Origin of the sequence: Mangrovimonas sp. DI 80 (genome assembly GCF_001975575.1) — a bacterium.
Classification (GTDB): Bacteria; Bacteroidota; Bacteroidia; order Flavobacteriales; family Flavobacteriaceae; genus Mangrovimonas_A; species Mangrovimonas_A xylaniphaga.
Genome location: NZ_MSDT01000002.1, coordinates 21,039 through 41,846, shown reverse-complemented (window position 1 = coordinate 41,846; position 20,808 = coordinate 21,039). Strand labels below are relative to the sequence as shown.

The 20,808-nt window shown below is 39.3% G+C and carries 14 protein-coding genes; 8 read left to right on the top strand and 6 right to left on the bottom strand.

Going from position 1 to position 20,808, the window contains the following annotated elements:
- Window positions 1-48: 48 nt before the first annotated feature.
- The 8 genes from BKM32_RS00850 to BKM32_RS00815 all read left to right on the top strand — a co-directional run bounded on the left by BKM32_RS00850 (window position 49) and on the right by BKM32_RS00815 (window position 15,440).
- The gene (locus BKM32_RS00850) at window positions 49-2,922 is read left to right on the top strand and encodes a TIM-barrel domain-containing protein (protein ID WP_123812039.1); all 2,874 of its coding nucleotides are present in this window, start codon (window positions 49-51) and stop codon (window positions 2,920-2,922) included.
- Window positions 2,923-2,976: 54 nt separating this feature from the next.
- Window positions 2,977-5,223, top strand: coding sequence for a glycoside hydrolase family 3 C-terminal domain-containing protein (locus BKM32_RS00845; RefSeq protein ID WP_076662147.1), 2,247 nt, complete (start codon window positions 2,977-2,979; stop codon window positions 5,221-5,223).
- A gap of 17 nt (window positions 5,224-5,240) precedes the next feature.
- Window positions 5,241-6,683 (top strand): cellulase family glycosylhydrolase, encoded by a 1,443-nt coding sequence (locus tag BKM32_RS00840; RefSeq protein ID WP_076662146.1) that lies wholly within the window; start codon window positions 5,241-5,243, stop codon window positions 6,681-6,683.
- Between the two features lie 9 nt (window positions 6,684-6,692).
- Window positions 6,693-8,222 carry an alpha-L-fucosidase gene (locus BKM32_RS00835; RefSeq protein WP_083702054.1) on the top strand — a complete coding sequence of 510 codons (1,530 nt, stop codon included), beginning with the start codon at window positions 6,693-6,695 and terminating at the stop codon, window positions 8,220-8,222.
- A 9-nt stretch (window positions 8,223-8,231) separates the two neighbouring features.
- Window positions 8,232-10,184 (top strand): sialate O-acetylesterase, encoded by a 1,953-nt coding sequence (locus BKM32_RS00830; RefSeq protein WP_076662145.1) that lies wholly within the window; start codon window positions 8,232-8,234, stop codon window positions 10,182-10,184.
- 430 nt (window positions 10,185-10,614) lie between these two features.
- Window positions 10,615-12,642, top strand: coding sequence for a fibronectin type III domain-containing protein (locus BKM32_RS00825; RefSeq protein ID WP_076662144.1), 2,028 nt, complete (start codon window positions 10,615-10,617; stop codon window positions 12,640-12,642).
- Window positions 12,643-12,649: 7 nt separating this feature from the next.
- Entirely contained in the window at window positions 12,650-14,041 is a 1,392-nt protein-coding gene (locus BKM32_RS00820; protein WP_083702053.1) for a tyrosinase family protein, read from the top strand.
- A 49-nt stretch (window positions 14,042-14,090) separates the two neighbouring features.
- Window positions 14,091-15,440, top strand: a complete 1,350-nt coding sequence (locus BKM32_RS00815) for a phenylacetate--CoA ligase family protein (RefSeq protein WP_076662142.1) — start codon at window positions 14,091-14,093, stop codon at window positions 15,438-15,440.
- Window positions 15,441-15,531: 91 nt separating this feature from the next.
- On the opposite strand, the gene groL is transcribed toward BKM32_RS00815, so the two are convergent.
- The 6 genes from groL to BKM32_RS00785 all read right to left on the bottom strand — a co-directional run bounded on the left by groL (window position 15,532) and on the right by BKM32_RS00785 (window position 20,801).
- Window positions 15,532-17,163, bottom strand: a complete 1,632-nt coding sequence (gene groL, locus BKM32_RS00810) for a chaperonin GroEL (RefSeq protein ID WP_053975932.1) — start codon at window positions 17,161-17,163, stop codon at window positions 15,532-15,534.
- 81 nt (window positions 17,164-17,244) lie between these two features.
- Window positions 17,245-17,520: a co-chaperone GroES gene (gene groES / locus BKM32_RS00805; RefSeq protein ID WP_076663003.1), complete on the bottom strand. Its 276-nt coding sequence runs from the start codon at window positions 17,518-17,520 to the stop codon at window positions 17,245-17,247.
- 147 nt (window positions 17,521-17,667) lie between these two features.
- Window positions 17,668-18,024: a preprotein translocase subunit SecG gene (secG, locus tag BKM32_RS00800; RefSeq protein ID WP_076662141.1), complete on the bottom strand. Its 357-nt coding sequence runs from the start codon at window positions 18,022-18,024 to the stop codon at window positions 17,668-17,670.
- 5 nt (window positions 18,025-18,029) lie between these two features.
- Window positions 18,030-19,010, bottom strand: coding sequence for a hypothetical protein (locus BKM32_RS00795; RefSeq protein WP_076662140.1), 981 nt, complete (start codon window positions 19,008-19,010; stop codon window positions 18,030-18,032).
- Window positions 19,011-19,023: 13 nt separating this feature from the next.
- Window positions 19,024-19,533 (bottom strand): LptE family protein, encoded by a 510-nt coding sequence (locus tag BKM32_RS00790; protein WP_076662139.1) that lies wholly within the window; start codon window positions 19,531-19,533, stop codon window positions 19,024-19,026.
- The gene (locus BKM32_RS00785) at window positions 19,533-20,801 is read right to left on the bottom strand and encodes a sigma-54-dependent Fis family transcriptional regulator (RefSeq protein WP_076662138.1); all 1,269 of its coding nucleotides are present in this window, start codon (window positions 20,799-20,801) and stop codon (window positions 19,533-19,535) included. The genes BKM32_RS00790 and BKM32_RS00785 overlap by 1 nt, the downstream gene beginning before the upstream one ends.
- Window positions 20,802-20,808: the final 7 nt, after the last annotated feature.

Below are 20,808 nucleotides of genomic sequence, written 5' to 3'. Positions count from 1 at the left end.
TTTAAATGTATTTCAAATCATAAATTAAAGGAAGAAAACACAATCACAATGAAAAGAAACAAAATATACCTGGGTTTATTAACGGGTTTGCTTTTTGCCTCTTGTGCTAAGGAGGAACAACTGTATCAGAAAACTAATGATGGTATTGTTGTTAATTTAAAGCAGGCCAACAACACCGATGTACATAAACTGCGACTGCAAGTTTTAGGGGATGAATTGATTCATGTGTCGGCAACTCCCGATCAGGAATTTCCAAAAGATTCTAGTTTAATTATTCTTCCAAATATTAAGACGGTTCCGTTTGACGTTGCGCAAACGGGCGATTCCATTACGCTTTCCACAAAAGCCTTAAATGTGTTGGTGTCTAGCATTGATGGAGGAATTACATTTAAAGATAAAAACGGGAAGGTAGTTCTGTCTGAACAAGCTGGAGGCGGAAAAACCTTTGAGCCTATTGAGGTCGAAGGAACCAAAGGTTACAGCGTTCGTCAAATCTTCGATTCGCCAGCAGATGAGGCGTTCTATGGTTTAGGACAGCACCAATCCGATGAATACAATTACAAAGATAAAAGCGAAGAGTTATTTCAATATAACACTAAGGTTTCTGTGCCATTTATTGTGTCTAACAAAAACTATGGATTGCTTTGGGACAGTTATGCCTTGAGCCGTTTTGGTGACAGCCGTCCGTATCTGCAATTGAACGAAGTGTTTAAACTTTATAATAAAGAAGGCAAGGAAAATGCGTTAACCGGAACATACAAAACTGCCGATAATGGAGGTCAAACTATTGTAAGGGATGAACCTTCAATTTTCTTTGAAGACGTTAAGAGCATTAAAAATTTACCGGCCAACTTCCCATTAAAAAATGCTGAAGTATTGTATGAAGGGGACATTGAAGCTGCTGAAAGTGGTGAGTTCAACTTTATCTTGTACTACGCAGGATACATTAAAGTATTCTTGAATAATGAGCTTTTGGTACCTGAGCGTTGGAGAACCGCTTGGAACCCTAACAGCTATAAGTTTACCTTCAATATGGAAGCTGGTAAACGTGTGCCATTGCGTATAGAATGGCAACCAAACGGAGGAAGTTCTTACTGTGGTTTAAGAGTTAGAACCCCACAACCGGAAGTTGAAAAAGGAAACCAAGTGTGGTGGAGTGAAATGAACAAAAAAATGGATTATTACTTTGTTCACGGAAACTCAATGGACGAGATTATTAAAGGTTACCGCACCCTTACAGGAAAATCCCAGGTGATGCCAAAATGGGCCATGGGATACTGGCAAAGCCGTGAACGCTACAAAACTCAGGATGAGATTTTGAGCACTTTGAGAGAGTTTAGAGCACGCCAAATTCCTATCGATAATATTGTATTGGACTGGAACCACTGGGAAGAAGACCAATGGGGAAGCCATGAGTTTGACAAAGCCCGTTTCCCAGATCCAAAGGGAATGTTGGATTCTATTCATGCTATGAACGGAAAAATGATGATTTCTGTTTGGCCTAAGTTCTATCAAAATACAGAACACTTCAAGGAATTCGATCAAAAAGGATGGATGTACAGACAGGCTATCAAGGATAGCATTCGCGATTGGGTAGGTCCTGGATATATTGGATCCTTCTACGATGCATATTCTGCAGATGCAAGAAAACTGTTCTGGAACCAAATTTATGAGCATTACTATCCATTGAACATCGATGCTTGGTGGATGGATGCCAGTGAGCCAAACGTTTTGGATTGTACCGATATGGAATACCGCAAGGCGTTGCAAGGGCCAACAGCTTTGGGACCTTCAACAGAATACTTTAATACTTATGCCTTGATGAATGCCGAAGCTATTTACAACGGACAACGAGATGTTGAACCGAATAAGCGTGTGTTCTTGTTGACAAGATCTGGTTTTGCTGGATTACAACGTTATTCAACAGCTACTTGGAGTGGGGATATCGCCACCCGTTGGGAAGATATGAAAGCACAGATTTCTGCGGGACTTAATTTCGCGGTAAGTGGAATTCCTTATTGGACCATGGATATAGGTGGATTCTGTGTTGAGGATCGTTATGTAGCGGCTCAATTGGATTATAACAAGTCTGGACAAGAGACTGAAGATTATAAAGAGTGGAGAGAGTTGAATGCGCGTTGGTATCAATTTGGTGCTTTTGCACCATTGTACAGAGCACATGGTCAGTATCCATTCCGTGAAGCTTGGCACATTGCACCGGAAGGGCACCCAGCTTACGAGTCAATTTTGTACTACACCAATTTGCGTTACCGCTTGATGCCTTATATCTACACCTTGGCAGGGAAAACTTATTTCGACGATTATACCATCATGCGTCCATTGGTAATGGATTTTGCTGCGGATAAGCAAGTAGAAAACATCAGCGATCAGTTCATGTTTGGACCATCGTTAATGGTGAACCCTGTTTACGAATATGGTGCACGCAGTCGTGAGGTGTATTTCCCAAGTACTTCTGGTTGGTATGATTTTTACACAGGAGCATTCATCAACGGAGGACAGTCGAAAACAGTAGACGCACCTTATGGTCGTATTCCGTTGTTCATTCCTGAAGGTTCTATCATTCCTGTAGGTCCGGAAATTCAGTATACAGATCAAAAACCAGCCGAAACAATCGTGTTGTATGTATACCAAGGAAAAGACGGAAGCTTCAATTTATATGAAGACGAAGGAGTGAACTACAACTACGAACAAGGAAAGTATGCACACATTCCATTCCAATACAACGAGGTCGAAGGGACTTTGACCATTGGTGAACGTCAAGGAGCGTTTGATGGGATGCTTAAAAACAGAACATTCGTGATTGTACCTGTTAACAAAGACAATCCAAAGGCATTTATTTATGATGCGGAAGGACAAACTATAGAGTACAACGGACAAGCACAGACCATCAACTTAAAATAAGTTGCAGATAATTTAGAGACACCGTCAGTTCAAATAGAATAATAGATATTACAAATGAAACACAAATTAATATATACCTCTGTAGTTGCAGCGTCTTTGCTGGCAATGTCATGTAAGGAAGAAAAGACATCCGAGCCAGTAGTGGCCGAGAGTGCCAAAGTGGAGACCACCTATAAAGGGAAACCGGTAACCCACGAATTCGATGCTAAAATCGATTCGTTGATGGGACAAATGACTTTGGAAGAAAAAGTAGGCATGTTACACGGAAGCACCATGTTTGCAACTGCTGCCGTGGAGCGTTTGGGAGTTCCAGAATTGACCATGGCCGATGGGCCGTTGGGAGTTCGAGAAGAAATCTCAAAAGACAACTGGTCAGCTGCAGGATGGGACAATGACTTCGCGACGTACTACCCAGCGGGTGGTGGGGTAGCAGCAACTTGGAACCCTGAGTTGAGCTATGTATTCGGAAACAGTGTTGGGGAAGAGGCCATCGCAAGAGATAAGGATGTGTTATTGTCGCCAGCCATTAACATTATCCGTACACCGCTTGGAGGAAGAACTTACGAATATTTCACCGAGGATCCATTTTTGAACAAAAAAATGACGGTTCCCTTTATCGTTGGGCTTCAGGAAAATGATGTGGCGGCTTGTGTAAAACACTATGCAGCCAACAACCAAGAAACCAACCGTGATTTTGTAGACGTTCAAATTGATGAGCGTACACTTCGTGAAATTTACTTGCCGGCTTTTAAAGCGGCGGTGGAAGAAGCCCATGCCTATAGTTTTATGGGAGCCTACAATAAATTTAGAGGCGATTACCTATGTGAAAATGACTATATGTTGAACAAAGTCCTTCGTGATGAATGGGGATTTGAAGGAATTGTAATTTCAGATTGGGCAGCTGTTCACGATACCAAAAAAGCTTTGGAAAATGGAACCGATATTGAAATGGGAACACCAAAACCATTCAATGAATTTTACTTTGCAGATGCCTTAATTGAAGCAGCAAAATCAGGAAAAGTTGCCGAAGCTCAGGTAGACAAATCCGTTCGTAGAATCATGCAGGTAATGTACACACTTAAGAGTATCGACGATAAGGGACGTGCTACCGGAAGTATCAACACCGAAGCGCATTTTGAAGATGCTTACAAGATTGCGTCGGAGTCTGTAGTACTTCTTAAAAACGACGCCAATATGTTGCCAATTAAAACCGAAGGTTTGAAGAGCATTGCGGTTATTGGAAACAACGCTACCAAGAAAAATGCCTTGGGTGGATTTGGAGCCGGTGTAAAAACCAAGCGTGAGGTTACACCTTTGGAAGGTTTGAAAAACAGATTGCCAGAAGGTATTGAAATCAACTATGCGGAAGGGTATTTGGAGCGTTATTCTAAAAATGAGAACGATCAAAAGCAGGAAGTAACCTTAAAAGGCCCAATCACGGTGGATGAATTGGATCCAGCGAAGTTGGAAGAAGCCTTAACAGCTGCTAAAAACTCTGATATGGCCATCATTTTTGCAGGGTCAAACAGAGATTACGAAACAGAAGCTTCAGACCGTAGAAACTTGAACTTGCCATTTGGTCAGGAAGAATTGATCAAAAAAGTAATGGAGGTAAATCCTAACACCGTTGTGGTGATGATTGCCGGAGCGCCTTTCGACATTAAAAATGTGAGTGAAAGTACCAAAGCTTTGGTGTGGAGTTGGTTCAATGGTTCAGAAGGTGGAAATGCACTTGCCGATGTGTTATTGGGCAACATCAACCCTTCGGGTAAATTACCTTGGACCATGCCAGTGGCTTTAAAAGATTCTCCTGCGCATTCTACTAACAGCTTCCCTGGTGATGATGTTGTGAAATATGAGGAAGGTATTTTGGTGGGTTACCGTTGGTTCGACACTAAAAATGTAGCGCCTCTATATCCGTTTGGATATGGATTGTCGTACACAGATTTTTCAATTTCCGGTGTTAAAACGAATGCCGAGGCTTACACAGAAAATGAAACCATTTCTGTAGAGGTTTCCGTGAAAAACACAGGAGCTGTTGAAGGGAAAGAAGTAATTCAGGTGTATGTTTCTAAACCAGAATCTAAAGTTGAGCGTGCGGCGCAAGAATTGAAAGGTTTTGCCAAAGTAGATGTTAAGGCAGGGGCTTCGCAAACCGTAACCGTTCAAATTCCTATAAAAGAGTTGGCATTCTATAATGTGGCTACTAAGTCATGGGAAGTTGAAAAAGGGAATTACCAAATTCGAGTGGGGAACTCCTCAAGAAATATAGTTGCAGAACAAACAATAACAGTTAACTAATATTCAAGATTCTAACTATGAAAACAATTAATAGCATTTTTAAGGCTATGGCATTAATTATAATGCTGGTAGGCTTTACTTCCTGCAATAGTGATAGCGATGAAGATAGTGGAGGAAGTGTTAATTTTACTTTGAGCACTGATGAGCTGAGTTTTCCTTCAAGTGGAGGAGAAGCAACTTTTAATGTGTCAACTTCTCCAAACATTACTTGGGGAGTAAATACTGAGGCAGATTGGTTGACTCTTTCCAATTCTTCTAGTTTGGGTAATGGAAGTGTTACAGTTCAAGCAGCAGTAAGCGATGTGGAAACAGATCGTACAGCTGTTATCAAGGTGTATACTTCGGAGTCTAGTCAAGAAATTCAAGTGACTCAGGCAGGTTCAATTTTATCAATTGCTCCAGATTCAAGTCAGATGAGTGAGTATACTTCTGTTCAGTTAACTGATGTTATGGGCTTGGGATGGAATGTTGGTAATTCTTTGGAAGCTGTGGGCGGTGAAACCGCTTGGGGAAATCCATTAATCAATCAAGATTTAATCAATGCAGTTAAAGCAGCAGGATTCAATACTATTAGAATTCCGGTGGCTTGGAGTAATTATATCCAAGAGGGAGATGATAATTATACCATTAGCAATGAAGGCTTAACTCGTGTAGAGGAAGTGATTAACTATGTGTTGGATAATGATATGTTTGCAATCGTGAATCTTCACTGGGATGGTGGTTGGATGCAACCTACCTATGAGGATCAAGATTATGTAAATGACAGATTGGCTAAAATGTGGCAGCAAATTGCCATTTATTATAGAGACTACGATTATCACCTGGTATTTGCGGGATCTAATGAAGTAATGGTAGAGGGTGACTATGGAACGCCAACGGAAGAATATTATACGGTTCAAAACAGTTTTAACCAAACCTTTATTTCTACAGTTCGTGCCACAGGAGGAAGAAATGCTTACCGTTATTTAACGGTTCAAGGCTTCAATACCAACATAGACCATACTGTTAATTTTGCGGTAATTCCAGAAGATACCGTTGCAAATAGAATGTTGATGGAAGTACACTATTACGACCCTTATCAGTTTACATTAGATGTAAATAGCGATAACGCCTGGCAATGGGGAGCGATTGCCACAGATCCTTTGGCCACTGCAGGTTGGGGAGATGAAGATTGGTTGGAAACCCAATTTACTAAAATGCAAACCAATTATGTTGATCAAGGTATAGGTGTAATTTTAGGTGAATATGGCGCAAGTTACAGAGGGGAAGTGGAAGGAGCCGAAACTTACAGATCCTATTACTACCAAAAAACTACTGAAGCTGCGTTAAATCACGGATTGGTACCAGTGGTTTGGGATAACGGTTATCCTGATAACCACCAAATGGGATTATTCAACAGGAATACAGGAGAAGAATACTTCCCAGATATCATTGATGCCGTTACAAATTGCAACAACTAAAAGAAAGTGATGAATAGGATTAAATTAATAAAGATAAGCATCAGCCTTTTGGTGCTTATCTTTGTGTTTACAGCATGTAACAACAGTAAAAAGGAACCTCAAAAAGAGGAAGTTTCAACACCTCATTATGCTGCTAACTGGGATTCCTTGGCAGCCTACCAAGAAGCTCCGGAATGGTTCCGTGAGGCGAAGTTTGGAATCTATGCCCATTGGGGCGTATTATCGGTGCCGGCATTTGCCAACGATTGGTATCCGAGGTTGATGCACGTTGAAGGCAGCGTTGAAAACAAACATCACGTGGAAACCTTTGGAGAACCATCAGAATTTGGGTATCATGATTTCGTACCCATGTTCAAGGCTGAACAGTTTGATGCCGAAGCTTGGGCAGACTTGTTCCAAAAGTCGGGGGCTAAATTCGCAGGAATCGTAGCCGAACACCACGATGGTTGGTCCAATTGGGATAGTGAAACTAATCCGTGGAATTCCATGGATAAAGGTCCACATCGCGATATTGTGGGGGAATTAGGTAAAGCTATCCACGGAAAGGGGATGAAGTTTGTTACCTCATTCCACAAGGCCAGAAACCTTCAGATTTTTCAGCAGGATTCTACAAAATGGTTGGATGACACTTCGTACTTTCCATACAATCCCAAAATGCCAACAGCCTCTAATGATCCTGAGTTAAGCATTCTATATGGAAACATTGAAAAAGAGGTGTTTTACAGCAATTGGTTGGCAGAATTAAAAGAAGTGATTGACAACTACCATCCAGATCTAATTTATTTTGACGGGAAGCTTGATAAAATTCCTGATACCTACAAAGAAGAATTTGCCGCCTATTATATCAATCAATCGTTAGCTCGTAACCAAGAAGTGGTCATTACCCATAAAGAAGGAGAATTACCAAAATCGGTGAGTGTAGAAGACTTTGAAAAAGGGCGCATGAACAAGATTACGGAAGATTATTGGTTAACCGATGAAACTGTGTCTGTAGGAAGTTGGAGCTATACCCATGATTTAGGTTTGAAAACTGCAGATGAGATCATTGATCTGTTAGCCGATATTGTGAGTAAAAATGGAGCGATGATGCTCAACGTTTCACCTATGGAAAACGGCATCATTCCTGAAAACCAACAACAAATTTTATTGACCATTGGGGATTGGCTGAACACCAACGGAGAAGCTATTTATGGGTCTTCAACTTGGAAAGTATTTGGAGAAGGGCCAACCAAGCAGGAGAAATCAGGAATGTTTTTGGATAAATTAACCTATACAGCTCAGGATGTGAGATACACCAAAAGAGGAAATACTATCTATGCCATTGTATTGGGTTGGCCAGGTAATGATACGCCAATTACCTTATCGTCTGTAACGTCAAAGGTGTTAGGTGAAGATGGACTTTCTATTGAAAAAATCAGCATTTTAGGATCGGACCAAGATATTCCTTTTTCACTAGACACCGAAGGACTGAAGTTGACCACACCAAGTCAAACAATCGATGACAAAGCATTTGTAATTAAAATTGAAACTAAAAAATAACGAAGGAACATGAAAAAGTTTGTATTGCCTTTTATTTTGTTGTTGAGCATTTTTGGCTATGCCAAGGTAGAAATGCCTTTACTGTTTGCAGATGACATGGTCTTGCAACGCAACAAGCCTATTCCTGTTTGGGGATGGGCCGATGCCAACGAAAAAATAGAAGTATCCTTTAACGGACAAAAAGTTAAAACCAAAGCGGACAAGGATGGAAAATGGTCTTTGGAATTGAAATCGGAAAAAGCTGGAGGGCCATTCACCATGACTATTAAGGGTAAGAATACCATTCAAATTAAAAATATTTTGGTTGGAGAAGTATGGATTTGCAGCGGGCAGTCTAATATGGAATTTGCTGTGAGTGGTGTTACCTATGCCGAACAGGAAATGAATGACGCCGACTATCCTCAAATCAGACAATTTTTGGTGGCCCAGGATATGAGTGCCCAACCAAAGTCACATTTAAAACAAGGAAATTGGACGGTTTCCAATCGTGATAATGTTGGGGATTTTACGGCCGTGGGCTTCTTCTTTGCTAAAAAGCTGTATAAGGAATTGAATGTTCCAATTGGATTGATCAATACCACTTGGGGAGGAACCTGTGTGGAAACATGGACGAGCAAGGAAGGTTTGTCCAAAATTGATGAATTTGGTAAATATATTTCCAATCTACCCGATCTAGATTTGGAAGGTGTCATTAAAGAACAAAAGGCAGTTATAGCTAAGAAAATTGAAAGTATCCAAGGCAAAATATTAAATGAAGAAGAGTTGGGCAAAGTGACTACTCTAGAGTTTAACGACAGTACTTGGCCAACAATGATGCTTCCAGATGCATGGGAAAACCAGCAATTGCCTAATATGGATGGGATTGTTTGGTTTAGAAAAACCTTTGAAGTACCAGCTCATTTGGCTGGTAAACCTTTTATTTTGAATTTGGCAAAAGTTGATGATGTTGATGTTACCTATGTAAATGGAGTAGAAGTGGGGAGTAACAGCCAATATGACGTAAGCAGAAAGTACAGCGTTGACAAAGGTGTGCTAAAGGAAGGAACCAATGTAGTAGCTGTAAAAGTTACCGATTATGTTGGTGGTGGTGGAATTTATGGAGACCCTGCAGATTTGAAAGTTACAGTTGGTGATACCGATATTGCTTTGGCAGGAGGATGGAAGTTCAACGTTATTGATGTGCGTTATGAATTTTCACCTAATAACTACCCTTCATTATTGTACAACGCGATGTTGAATCCGTTGATGCCTTATAGTTTCCAAGGTGTTATTTGGTATCAAGGGGAGGCAAATGTTCATAGAGCTGAACAGTACAAAACCAGTTTTCCTTTAATGATCAACGATTGGAGACAGCATTGGGGGCAAGGTGAGTTTCCTTTTTATTTTGTGCAATTATCGAGCTTTAACGAGTTTAATGGAAACAGCAATAGCGGAAGTCGTTGGGCCGAGTTAAGGGAAGCTCAGTCTTACACGGCTCAAACTGTTCCAAATACAGCGATGTGTGTGACAACAGATATTGGTAACGCCAAGGATATTCACCCAACAAATAAACAGGATGTTGGTAAACGATTATCAGCGATAGCTTTACGTAATGTATATGGTAAGAATATCGTTTGTGAAAGTCCTATTTATAAATCAATGCAAGTAGAGGGTAATCAGGTTACCGTAACTTTTGAGCATACCGGCAGTGGTTTGATGACTCCAGACCGATATGGCTATGTGAAAGGTTTTGAAGTGGCAGGACAAGATCAAAAGTTTTATTATGCCAAAGCTTTTATCAAGGATAATAAGGTGATTGTTTATTGTGATAATGTAACAAATCCTGTTGCCATTAGGTATGGATGGGCAGATGATGCCGGCGATTGCAATTTGTATAATGAAGAAGGATTTCCAGCATCCCCTTTTAGGTCCGATACTTGGAAAAGCATTACAGCAGATGGTACATATGAAGTGATGAACTAAGGTTCATCAGTTGACCGTAATGAATACATTTAAAACCCGCTTCAATATAGGTTGAAGCGGGTTTTTTGTTTGCAAAAAGTAGCACAAACTAAAAAGAATGGGTGTTTAGAGTATTTTTATACCTTTTTTTATACCTTTTTTGAAAGGTATTTACATTTAAATTAAGGGGTTTCTTAATTAATTTTTAACACATAAAAGGCTTTAAATCAATTAGTTGTAATATTAGTAGTGTTAAATTGTATTTTGTCGTTTTTTTATGGAATAGGAGGTATAATTTTTTTTTTTCCTCGCAATATTGATATCTTTAAGAGTATCTCCTATTGATACTATACAGACTTCTTAAGCACAGATTAATAGCACCGAAGAGTAGAAGATTAATAGCATATTTTTCTTCAACGGGACGTATCATCTTTTTTAATTAATCTAGGCTATGAAAAATTTTTGTGTTTTTTTGTTGTACTTGTCTGTATGGTCTGCTTTTAGTCAAAACCTACATGATGATGCAAATGCTGCTTCGATTTTAAATGAAGCAGATGCTACCACCGGGTGGAATAGTAATGCTAATATTACTTCATCAACGGATAATCCTTTTTCTGGAAATTTTTGTCTTAGAGTAGTAGCTACAGGCTTAAGTGCCAGAGACATGAGTTATACCTTTAATGCCGTGGTTGGACAACAGTACCAAATAAGTATTTGGGCAAGACAAGGTGATTTTAGTTTTTCACCAGCTTTTGCAAATTGGACTGGTTTTCAGGGGTTTTCTACGACTGTTATCACAGGGACTACATGGACTGAATATAATTGGACTTTGACAGCTACCAACACTTCTCCTCTTATACGTGTATATACAGCACCAATTTCAGGATGGCAGGTAGGACATGAAGTATTTGTTGATAATGTAAGTATTCTTTTGCTCGATTCCGAATCGCCATCAAGTCCTACCAACCTTAATTCTAGTAATGTCACGGCGACAGGTTTGGATCTTGGTTGGACAGCTGCAACAGACAATATTGGTGTTGTGGACTATGAAGTGTTTCAGGATGGGCAGAGTATCGGGTTGAGCGGAGGAGCCTTAAGTTTTTCGGTGGGAAGCCTTACGGCAAATACCCAATACGGATTTACGGTCGTGGCCCTTGATGCAGCAGGCAATGCTTCCTCTGAGAGCACAGAACTTTTGGTAACAACCTTGTCCTCATCTGACTCAACAGCTCCAACGGCTCCCACCAACCTTAATTCTAGTAATATAACGGCGTCAGGTTTGGATCTTGGTTGGTCGGCCTCAACGGACAATGTTGGTGTTGTTAATTATGAAGTATTTCAAGATGGGCAGAGTATTGGTTTTAGTGGTGGAGCCTTAAGTTTTTCGGTGGGAAACCTTACGGCAAATACCCAATACGGATTTATGGTTGTGGCCCTTGATGCAGCAGGCAATGCTTCCTCTGCAAGCACAGAGCTTTTGGTAACAACCTTGTTCTCATCTGACTCAACAGCTCCAACGGCTCCCACCAACCTTAATTCTAGCAATATAACGGCGTCAGGTTTGGATCTTGGTTGGTCGGCCTCAACGGACAATGTTGGTGTTGTTAATTATGAAGTATTTCAAGATGGGCAGAGTATTGGTTTTAGTGGAGGAGCCTTAAGTTTTTCGGTGGGAAATCTTACGGCAAATACCCAATACGGATTTACGGTCGTGGCCTTTGATGCAGCAGGCAATGCTTCCTCTGTAAGCACAGAGCTTTTGGTAACAACCTTGTCCTCATCTGACTCAATAGCTCCAACGGCTCCTTCAGAGCTTTTTGCCAACAATATTACAGCTAACAGTTTGGTTTTAGGGTGGACAGCATCCTCTGATAACGTAGGGGTGGTTAATTATGAAGTATTTCAAGATGGGCAGAGTATTGGTTTTAGTAGTGGAGCATTGAGTTTTTCCATAGGAGGCCTTACGGCTGAAACGGATTATGGTTTTACGGTAGTCGCTTTGGATGCCGCTGGGAATTCTTCCGCAGCTAGTTCGGAACTTTTGGTAACTACGAGTGTCAATAGTATAAATTATACCTCTTTAAATGCTAATCTGGACACCGTAGATTGGATAGGAAGGGATTTGTTTGCGGCAAGAAATATTGGAATTGGAACCACCAATACACAAGGTTACAGGCTTGCTGTTGCCGGCAATATGATTGCAGAAGAAGTTAGGGTGGCCTTACAGGCTTCATGGCCAGATTATGTTTTTGATAGCACATACAAGTTACCATCTTTATTAGAGGTTAAAAATCATATTGAGGAAAAAGGGCATTTAATTAATGTGCCTAGTAGAAGCGAAGTTTTGGAACGGGGAATTGGTTTGGGGGAAATGAACGCTGTTTTATTGGAGAAGATAGAAGAGTTGACTTTGTATATTTTGCAACAGGAAGCTCGGATTCAACAATTGGAGGAAAAGGTGGAAAGTTTTAAAAATTAATTGGTTAATGGAAAAGTCATTAAAAATATATGTAATTTTAATGTGTGCGGTGGTACAATCCTTTTGTGCTCAAAGTATACGTAAAAATTATCAGGAGATGACAGATTACGAAAGAAACGAATTGGTCAATGCTTTTTACGAACTTCGTAATGGGCCTGATTTGGTAGCGGATTTAGCGCAGTTTCATTCTGATTTTTTCAATTTTGATAATTCTGCCGATCCCACGCAATTAGATATTCATTTTAATCTTCCTGATGAGCCTGAACGGCAAATTTTCTTTGCATGGCATAGAATGCAAATGTTTGAAATGGAGCAAGCAATGCAAGCGTTAAATCCAGATATTAGCATTCCTTGGTGGGACTCATCTGAAGACCAGTCAACATCTTCACCTGTATGGAATCAAGATTTTATGGGGCAATTTAATGCCGCCTGGGTTTTGAACCGTAATTATGTGAATAATGATATAAATTTATTGCCTACCCCTCAGGATGTCTCTATGGTACAAGCAATGCAGGATTTTTTGTTGTATTCGGATGCTTTGGAAAGAGGGCGCGTACATGCTGGAGCCCATAGATGGGTTGGAGGCGCCATGCCTACCCCTTTGTCTCCTAGAGACCCTATATTTTATTTGCATCATACTTTTATTGATAAATTATGGGATGATTGGGAAACGGCCAATCCTGGAGGGTCTTCATTTATTATAACTTCTATGATTCGCTATGATGGTACCTATGTTTTTAATGGCGAAGTATTGCCTTTGGTAGATCCAGATGACATTGTAGATAGTAAAGCACTAGGAGTGTTTTATGCTGAAAACCAATTGGCAGATCTGTCTAATTATACTGTGTCCAATACCCACCATGATTTGGAGAATTTCTATTATCAATTTGTAATAGATGTTGGAGATAATTTTTTGGTCCCTTCAAATGCCAATTGTCGGGTAATTTCAGTAAACCAGATAAATTTGTTGCCAGGGTTTACCGCCGAATTAGGAAGTTCTTTTTTAGCTTCTATAGATGCAGGAAATGCAGCTTCTAGATTGGATAACACTACAATGTTGGCCTCTCGAATCAACAATCCAAATCCGTTTGATTATGATTCTGCAATTTTAGATAAACATGCCTATAGCCCAACAGAATTATCCTCGGAGTTTAAGGTAACAGTATCCCCAAGCCCATTTAATAGTTATTTAGATCTTAAGATAGACGGAACAAATGACCAGAAAATTGATGAGGTTATCATTTATGACATTTCAGGGCATCTTGTTTTCAAGAAGCATTTTGAAAGTACGACCTCATATTTGATTGATGATTTGAATTATTTGAAAGGTGGCGTGTATATTATGGAGATTCTTCAGAATTCGAAATTGTTGAAGAGAAGAAAAATTGTAAAGGAATAATAATTGGAAATCGAACTATGGATAAATCATTAATTATAAAATTTTAAGCATGTTAGGGGTATTAAGGCAAAAAGTTTTTTGGGGGGTAGACTTTTTTAAAGGTAACAATATCAAAAATAATTATCTAGAGGTTAAAGATGTTCTGGATGATTTAGGGTGCCAAAGTTCGAAAGAAACGCAGCGTGTAAATTTAAAAGCTATTTTGAAGCATGCTTCAAGTACTACACCCTTTTATGCTTCCTACAAGGGGGCTTTAGAACTATCAGACTATCCCGTTATTAACAAAAATATCATAGTAGCCAATTATGACGATTTTAAATCGTCATTGTATTTAGATAAAACCAATTATTCGGCTTATACAAGTGGGTCTACGGGGACGCCTTTCAAAGTGTACCACAACCTTGAAAAGAAACAAAGAAATTCTGCAGATGTTATTTATTTTGCAAAACTTTTAGGGTTTAATGTTGGAGATAAACTTTTTTATATCAGGCATTGGGATCAATACAATAGCAAAACGCCTTTTGAAGCCTGGAAAAACCATATCTATATGCATCCCGTTTCTAAATTAGCTGAAAGAGATATCCAGGAACTTTTGGATGAAATAGAAAAAGATAACCTAAGAAAGGGGATTGTGTCATACGCCTCAGCCCTAAATGAATTAAGAGACTATATTTTGAAATCTGGTAGGAGATTACGCAAGGATCCTGGAGTTAAATTTATTATCGCAATTGGAGAAAAATTAAATGACAAAACTAAAGAAGTCATCGAGGATTATTATGGTGTGAAAGTGATTTCAAGATATTCCAATGTTGAAAATGGAATCATTGCTCAGCAATTATTGGGAGATGGATTAGGATTCCATATCAATTGGGCTAGTTATTATGTGGAGCTGTTGAAATTTGATAGTAATGAGCCAGCCGAAATTGGGGAGTTAGGTAGAATCGTTATTACAGACTACTTCAATCGCTGTATGCCTATGATTAGGTACGACACTGGTGACATCGGTATGATGGGGTATGAGGAAGGTTATGGTTGTGAGTATCCGGTTTTTAAGCAGATAGAAGGTCGAAAAATGGACATGATTTTTGATGCTAGTGGCAATTTTATTTCGTCCTATTTTGTCTATAATATTTTAAAATACCCTCATGTAAAACAATATCAGTTCATTCAGGAGGGGGATAAAAATTATGTGTTTAAACTAAATGTAGAAGAGGCCTTCAATTCTGAGAATGACATCAAGGAAGAATTCCTAAATCATTTAGGGCCGAGTGCAGAGATTACATTTGAATACGTCAACGAAATACCATTGCTCTCATCGGGGAAACGAAAATTTGTAATCAATAAAAGTGATAGGACTTCAAAAAATACAAACTTAGGAAATCGGCTAATTTTTAATTGAATTTAGTTTCGATTATAGATTGGGGAGCTATAATATAAAAAAAACCGAAGCCATTAAGCTTCGGTTTTTTTATGATTAATGAAGGTTGATATTACATCATACCTGGCATTCCGCCACCTCCCATTGGAGGCATGGCAGGTGCATCTTCTTTAATATCAATTAAAGCACACTCTGTAGTCAAGATCATTCCAGATACAGAAGCCGCATTTTCAAGGGCAATACGGGTTACTTTCTTAGGATCTATGATACCTGCCTCAAGCATGTTTACATAAGTTTCAGATTTCGCGTCGTAACCAAAATCTTTTTCTCCTTCTTTTACTTTGGCAACTACTACGCTTCCTTCTCCACCTGCGTTTTCAACGATAGTACGTAAAGGAGCTTCAATAGCACGTGCTACGATTTGGATACCTGTAACTTCATCTAAGTTTTCGGTAGTAATGCTATCCAAAACAGCTTTGGCTCTTACAAGAGCAACACCACCACCTGCTACGATACCTTCTTCAACAGCGGCTCTTGTAGCGTGTAAAGCATCGTCCACACGGTCTTTTTTCTCTTTCATTTCAACTTCACTTGCAGCACCAACGTAAAGTACCGCTACACCTCCTGCCAATTTGGCCAAACGCTCTTGTAGTTTTTCTTTGTCGTAGTCTGAAGTAGTTGTTTCAATTTGAGCTTTGATTTGGTTTACTCTTGCTTTAATGTCATCAGCACTTCCAGAACCATTAACAATCGTTGTATTGTCTTTATCGATTGTTACAGTTTCTGCAGTTCCCAACATGCTCAAGTCTGCGTTTTCAAGAGAGAACCCTCTTTCTTCTGAAATTACTACACCACCAGTAAGGATTGCGATATCTTCTAGCATAGCTTTACGACGGTCACCAAATCCAGGAGCTTTAACAGCAGCAATCTTTAAACCACCACGAAGTTTGTTAACTACCAAAGTAGCCAAAGCTTGACCTTCTACATCTTCAGCAATAATTAATAAAGGACGGCCAGATTGTGCAACTGGTTCCAAAATTGGAAGAATTTCCTGTAAGTTAGAAATCTTTTTGTCAAACAATAAAATGTATGGATTGTCTAAATCGGCAATCATTTTATCGGCATCAGTTACGAAGTAAGGAGATAGGTAACCTCTGTCAAACTGCATACCTTCTACAACGTCTACATAGGTGTCGGTTCCTTTAGCTTCTTCAACAGTAATCACACCTTCTTTTCCAACTTTAGAAAACGCTTGAGCAATTAAATCACCAATAGTGTCATCGTTGTTGGCAGAAATGGCAGCAACTTGTTTAATTTTTTCAGAAGAGTTTCCTACTTCTTGAGATTGGTTTTGTAATTCGGCAGTAATAGCTTCAACAGCTTTGTCGATACCACGCTTTAAATCCATTGGATTAGCACCGGCAGCAACGTTTTTCAAACCTTCTTTTACGATAGCTTGTGCCAAAACGGTTGCAGTAGTAGTACCGTCACCAGCCAAATCGTTGGTTTTGGAAGCAACTTCTTTTACCATTTGAGCCCCCATGTTTTCAAGTTCATTTTCAAGCTCTACTTCTTTGGCTACACTTACACCGTCTTTGGTTACTTGAGGCGCACCAAAAGAACGGCTGATGATTACATTACGACCTTTAGGCCCTAAAGTTACTTTTACTGCATTTGCCAATGCATCCACACCACGTTTTAAACCGTCACGTGCTTCTATATCGAATTTTATATCTTTTGCCATAATAAATTCTTTTAAAATTTAAATTGAAATATTTTTAAACGTTAAACTCATTGAGAGCGTTGTTGGTATTTTGAAAGGGAATTAGACAATTGCAAGAATGTCGCTTTCTCTCATGATCAAATAATCTTTACCTTCCAATTTTAGCTCAGTACCGGCATATTTTCCGTACAATACCATCTCTCCAACTTGTACAGTCGTAGGTTCGTCTTTGGTTCCGTTACCTACAGCAATAACTTTTCCTTTTTGGGGTTTTTCCTTTGCAGTGTCAGGGATAATGATTCCTGAAGCTGTTTTAGTTTCTGCTTCTACAGGCTCAATAAGAACTCTGTCTGCTAATGGTTTAATGTTTAATCCCATTGGTATTATATTTTTATGATTAATTAAACTTGTTTTTCGAAATTGGATGAAGCCAAAAATGTGCCAATTCAAAGTGACTGACAAACTTTCAGTAACAAAAAATGCCAACCGAAGGGGTTGGCATTTTTAATGAACTTATAAATTCAATTAGTTTGTTGAATCGTTGCTTACAGGATTACTTTCTTGAGTAGCTGGCGTTGTTGCAGCAGGAGTTTCTTGAACTGGTTGCTCAACAGTAGAATCGTCCAAAGCTTTAGACTCTGCAGCTCCATTTCCACCGCCAATAGCAACGTTAGATAACAAGATAAGTGCCAATAACACGGTAGCCAATCCCCAAGTACTCTTGTCTAGGAAGTCGGTAGTTTTTTTAACACCTCCCAATTGTTGGGTGCCTCCACCTCCGAAAGAAGAAGATAACCCGCCTCCTTTAGGATTTTGTACCATAATCACTACGATCAATAAAAATGCGATAAGCACAATAAGTATTAAAAAAACTGTAAACATGATTCTTATTCTTTAGTATTATTTTCTTGTAATTTTTTAACTGCTTTAATTTGGTCTGCAAAGAAACCACTTTTTTCTGGATATTTCAAACTTAAAATTTTATAAGATTGAATCGCCTTGTCATAATTTTTTTGTTCTAGATAAATTCTGGCCAAAGTTTCTGTCATTAAGCCGTCATTTTGGTTGTCATCCTTGTTAAGGTTGAGTTTGGGGCTTGGTGCAACTTCCTTGGAAGGTACAATTTTAGGGTTGCTGCTCAGGAATTTATCAATTAGGTCCAATTTGTTGTCCATTGGCCTTGCCTTTGGTTTGGGCTCTGGCTCTTTTGGAACATCTGGAACTGCTACTTTTTCTGGAGCAATATTTGGTTGCCTTTCAATGGGTTTAAAACTGGTTATTTTAAGCCATTCGGAAAAGGAGTGGGTTTCGTTTTTTTCGAAATCCAAAGGTTTCCCAATCTGAAGTTGCTCTTCCGGGCTTTGCTCAATGTTTTCAGTGTCTACAGCAATAATTGGCAGTTCCTCGATTTCCTCGGTAGCAATTTCAGGTTCTTCGATTTCCTCCTCTTTGGTAATTTTTTCTTCAAACAAAAATGGGTCCAAAACCCTTTCGGAGTCTTTGATGTGCTGTTTTAGAGCATCATCAATAAGAACACTTTTATTTACGGAAATATCACTTTCTTCATTCACATCTAATTGCTTGATGTGCTCTGAATTCTGTTTTATTTGAAATGAAATCTCATTTTGGTTGAAAGCTTCTGAAGTGATATAATCAAAAAGGATACTGCGGTCTGTGGTGTAGGCTGCAGTGGTTTTCAATTCTGGATTGTACCTAAAGCTTTCGGTGTGTTTCAATCCTTTTAAATGCAATGCACGTGCCGCCTGAAAATAAGGATATTCCTTAATCACAGCCGTGATGTCACTCAATTGCTCCGAAGTAAATTCCTGAGGGTGTTGAAGTAGATATGTAATATCCTGCAATTGCATAGGTTGAATTAAATTACCATTTAGCTAATGTAGCATTAAAAATGTCTTGTGTCAACCTTTCAAAAATTTCTTCAAAGGCGGTGTCTCTTGTGCTTCCTATAAGTTGCGCCGCGGCGGGGTAATCATAGAAGAAAGAAAAGCGTTGTTCAAGATCGCCTTCTGGGTTGTTTCTGTCATAAAAACGCACATTCACGCCAATGGTAAGTCTGTTTTGAGCTGCTTTATTGTCGGAAGTGGCTGTAGTTGGAGAAATACGGTATTCTGTAATTTCTCCTTCGTATACCAAATCTCCTCCAGAGTTTACCAAGTCCAAACTGGTTTGATTCAAAATTAAATCTTGAAGGGCGAGCGTAAAGTCTCTATCTAGCCCTGGTTCTACCAAGGGCGCATTGTTTTGGAAATAATTTACCTGAAATGTTTGTGTGCCAGCAGGAATTGAAGCTCCTGTAAATCCATAGGAAACTTTACAGGATGCCATTACCAATGAAAGGGCACATAAAATGAAGTAGGTTAAAAATCTCATTATAGGTCGTATTGTTTTATTTTGCGATAAAGGGTACGTTCACTAATACCTAGTTCGGCAGCAGCCAATTTACGTTTTCCTTGGTGACGTTCAAGTGATTTTTTTATTAATTCCAATTCCTTATCCTGTAATGACAGTGTTTCTTCCTCGTCAATTTCTTCTGCAAAATGGTATTTGTCTATTGGAGGTTCGGGAATATCGATTGGTTCATGGGTTTTCTCCGGAATAGACAATACTTCTAAATCTTCAATGTCACTTATGTCACTTTCATCTGCCCCAGCATTGCCGTAGATTTTCGAAATCAAACCTTCGTGATCTTTCTGAATGTCCTTGACATTACCATTTTTCATAAGCTCCATGGTCAATTTCTTCAAATCGTTCAAGTCGCTTTTCATGTCAAAAAGTACCTTGTAGAGAATTTCCCTTTCGCTACTAAAGTCACTTTCGGATTTGGTAGTACTGATCACCGCAGGAAGATTGCTTCCGCCGCTTGGCAAATAATGTTGTAAAGCTTGAGCATTTAAGGTTCTGTTGTGTTCCAATACCGAAGCTTGCTCTGCAACGTTTCGCAATTGACGAATATTACCATTCCATCTGTATTTCTGCAACAAATCAATAGCATCGTCCGTAAGTTTTACGGTAGGCATTTTGTATTTCAGTGCAAAATCGCTGGCAAATTTTCTAAATAACAAATGGATATCTTCCTTTCGCTCACGAAGAGGTGGAATGTTAATTTCAACCGTACTTAAACGATAATAAAGGTCCTCTCGGAATTTCTCCTTTTTGATAGCCTCGAACATGTTTACATTGGTCGCCGCCACAATACGCACGTTGGTTTTTTGGACCTTACTTGATCCTACCTTAATGAATTCACCATTTTCCAAAACACGCAATAAACGGACCTGAGTTGTCAAAGGCAGTTCTCCAACTTCATCAAGAAATATGGTTCCGCCATCGGCTACTTCAAAATATCCACTTCGGGTTTGGGTAGCTCCAGTAAAGGCGCCTTTTTCGTGCCCAAACAATTCACTGTCAATGGTCCCTTCTGGGATGGCACCACAGTTAACAGCAATATATTTTCCATGCTTTCTGTGTGAAAGTTGATGGATAATTTTCGGAATACTCTCTTTTCCAACACCACTCTCACCCGTAACCAATACCGAAATGTCCGTAGGGGCAACCTGTATGGCTTTTTCAATGGCACGATTAAGTTTTGGGTCGTTACCAATGATTCCGAATCGTTGTTTAATGGCTTGTACTGATTCCATTTATCTG

Coding starts and splice junctions, on each gene's coding strand:
- BKM32_RS00820 (WP_083702053.1), top strand. CDS start 12,650: ATGGAAAAGTCATTAAAAATATATGTAATTTTAATGTGTGCGGTGGTA.
- BKM32_RS00835 (WP_083702054.1), top strand. CDS start 6,693: ATGAATAGGATTAAATTAATAAAGATAAGCATCAGCCTTTTGGTGCTT.
- groES (WP_076663003.1), bottom strand. CDS start 17,520: ATGGGATTAAACATTAAACCATTAGCAGACAGAGTTCTTATTGAGCCT.
- BKM32_RS00825 (WP_076662144.1), top strand. CDS start 10,615: ATGAAAAATTTTTGTGTTTTTTTGTTGTACTTGTCTGTATGGTCTGCT.
- BKM32_RS00785 (WP_076662138.1), bottom strand. CDS start 20,801: ATGGAATCAGTACAAGCCATTAAACAACGATTCGGAATCATTGGTAAC.
- secG (WP_076662141.1), bottom strand. CDS start 18,024: ATGTTTACAGTTTTTTTAATACTTATTGTGCTTATCGCATTTTTATTG.
- BKM32_RS00845 (WP_076662147.1), top strand. CDS start 2,977: ATGAAACACAAATTAATATATACCTCTGTAGTTGCAGCGTCTTTGCTG.
- BKM32_RS00850 (WP_123812039.1), top strand. CDS start 49: ATGAAAAGAAACAAAATATACCTGGGTTTATTAACGGGTTTGCTTTTT.
- BKM32_RS00795 (WP_076662140.1), bottom strand. CDS start 19,010: ATGCAATTGCAGGATATTACATATCTACTTCAACACCCTCAGGAATTT.
- BKM32_RS00840 (WP_076662146.1), top strand. CDS start 5,241: ATGAAAACAATTAATAGCATTTTTAAGGCTATGGCATTAATTATAATG.
- BKM32_RS00790 (WP_076662139.1), bottom strand. CDS start 19,533: ATGAGATTTTTAACCTACTTCATTTTATGTGCCCTTTCATTGGTAATG.
- groL (WP_053975932.1), bottom strand. CDS start 17,163: ATGGCAAAAGATATAAAATTCGATATAGAAGCACGTGACGGTTTAAAA.
- BKM32_RS00830 (WP_076662145.1), top strand. CDS start 8,232: ATGAAAAAGTTTGTATTGCCTTTTATTTTGTTGTTGAGCATTTTTGGC.
- BKM32_RS00815 (WP_076662142.1), top strand. CDS start 14,091: ATGTTAGGGGTATTAAGGCAAAAAGTTTTTTGGGGGGTAGACTTTTTT.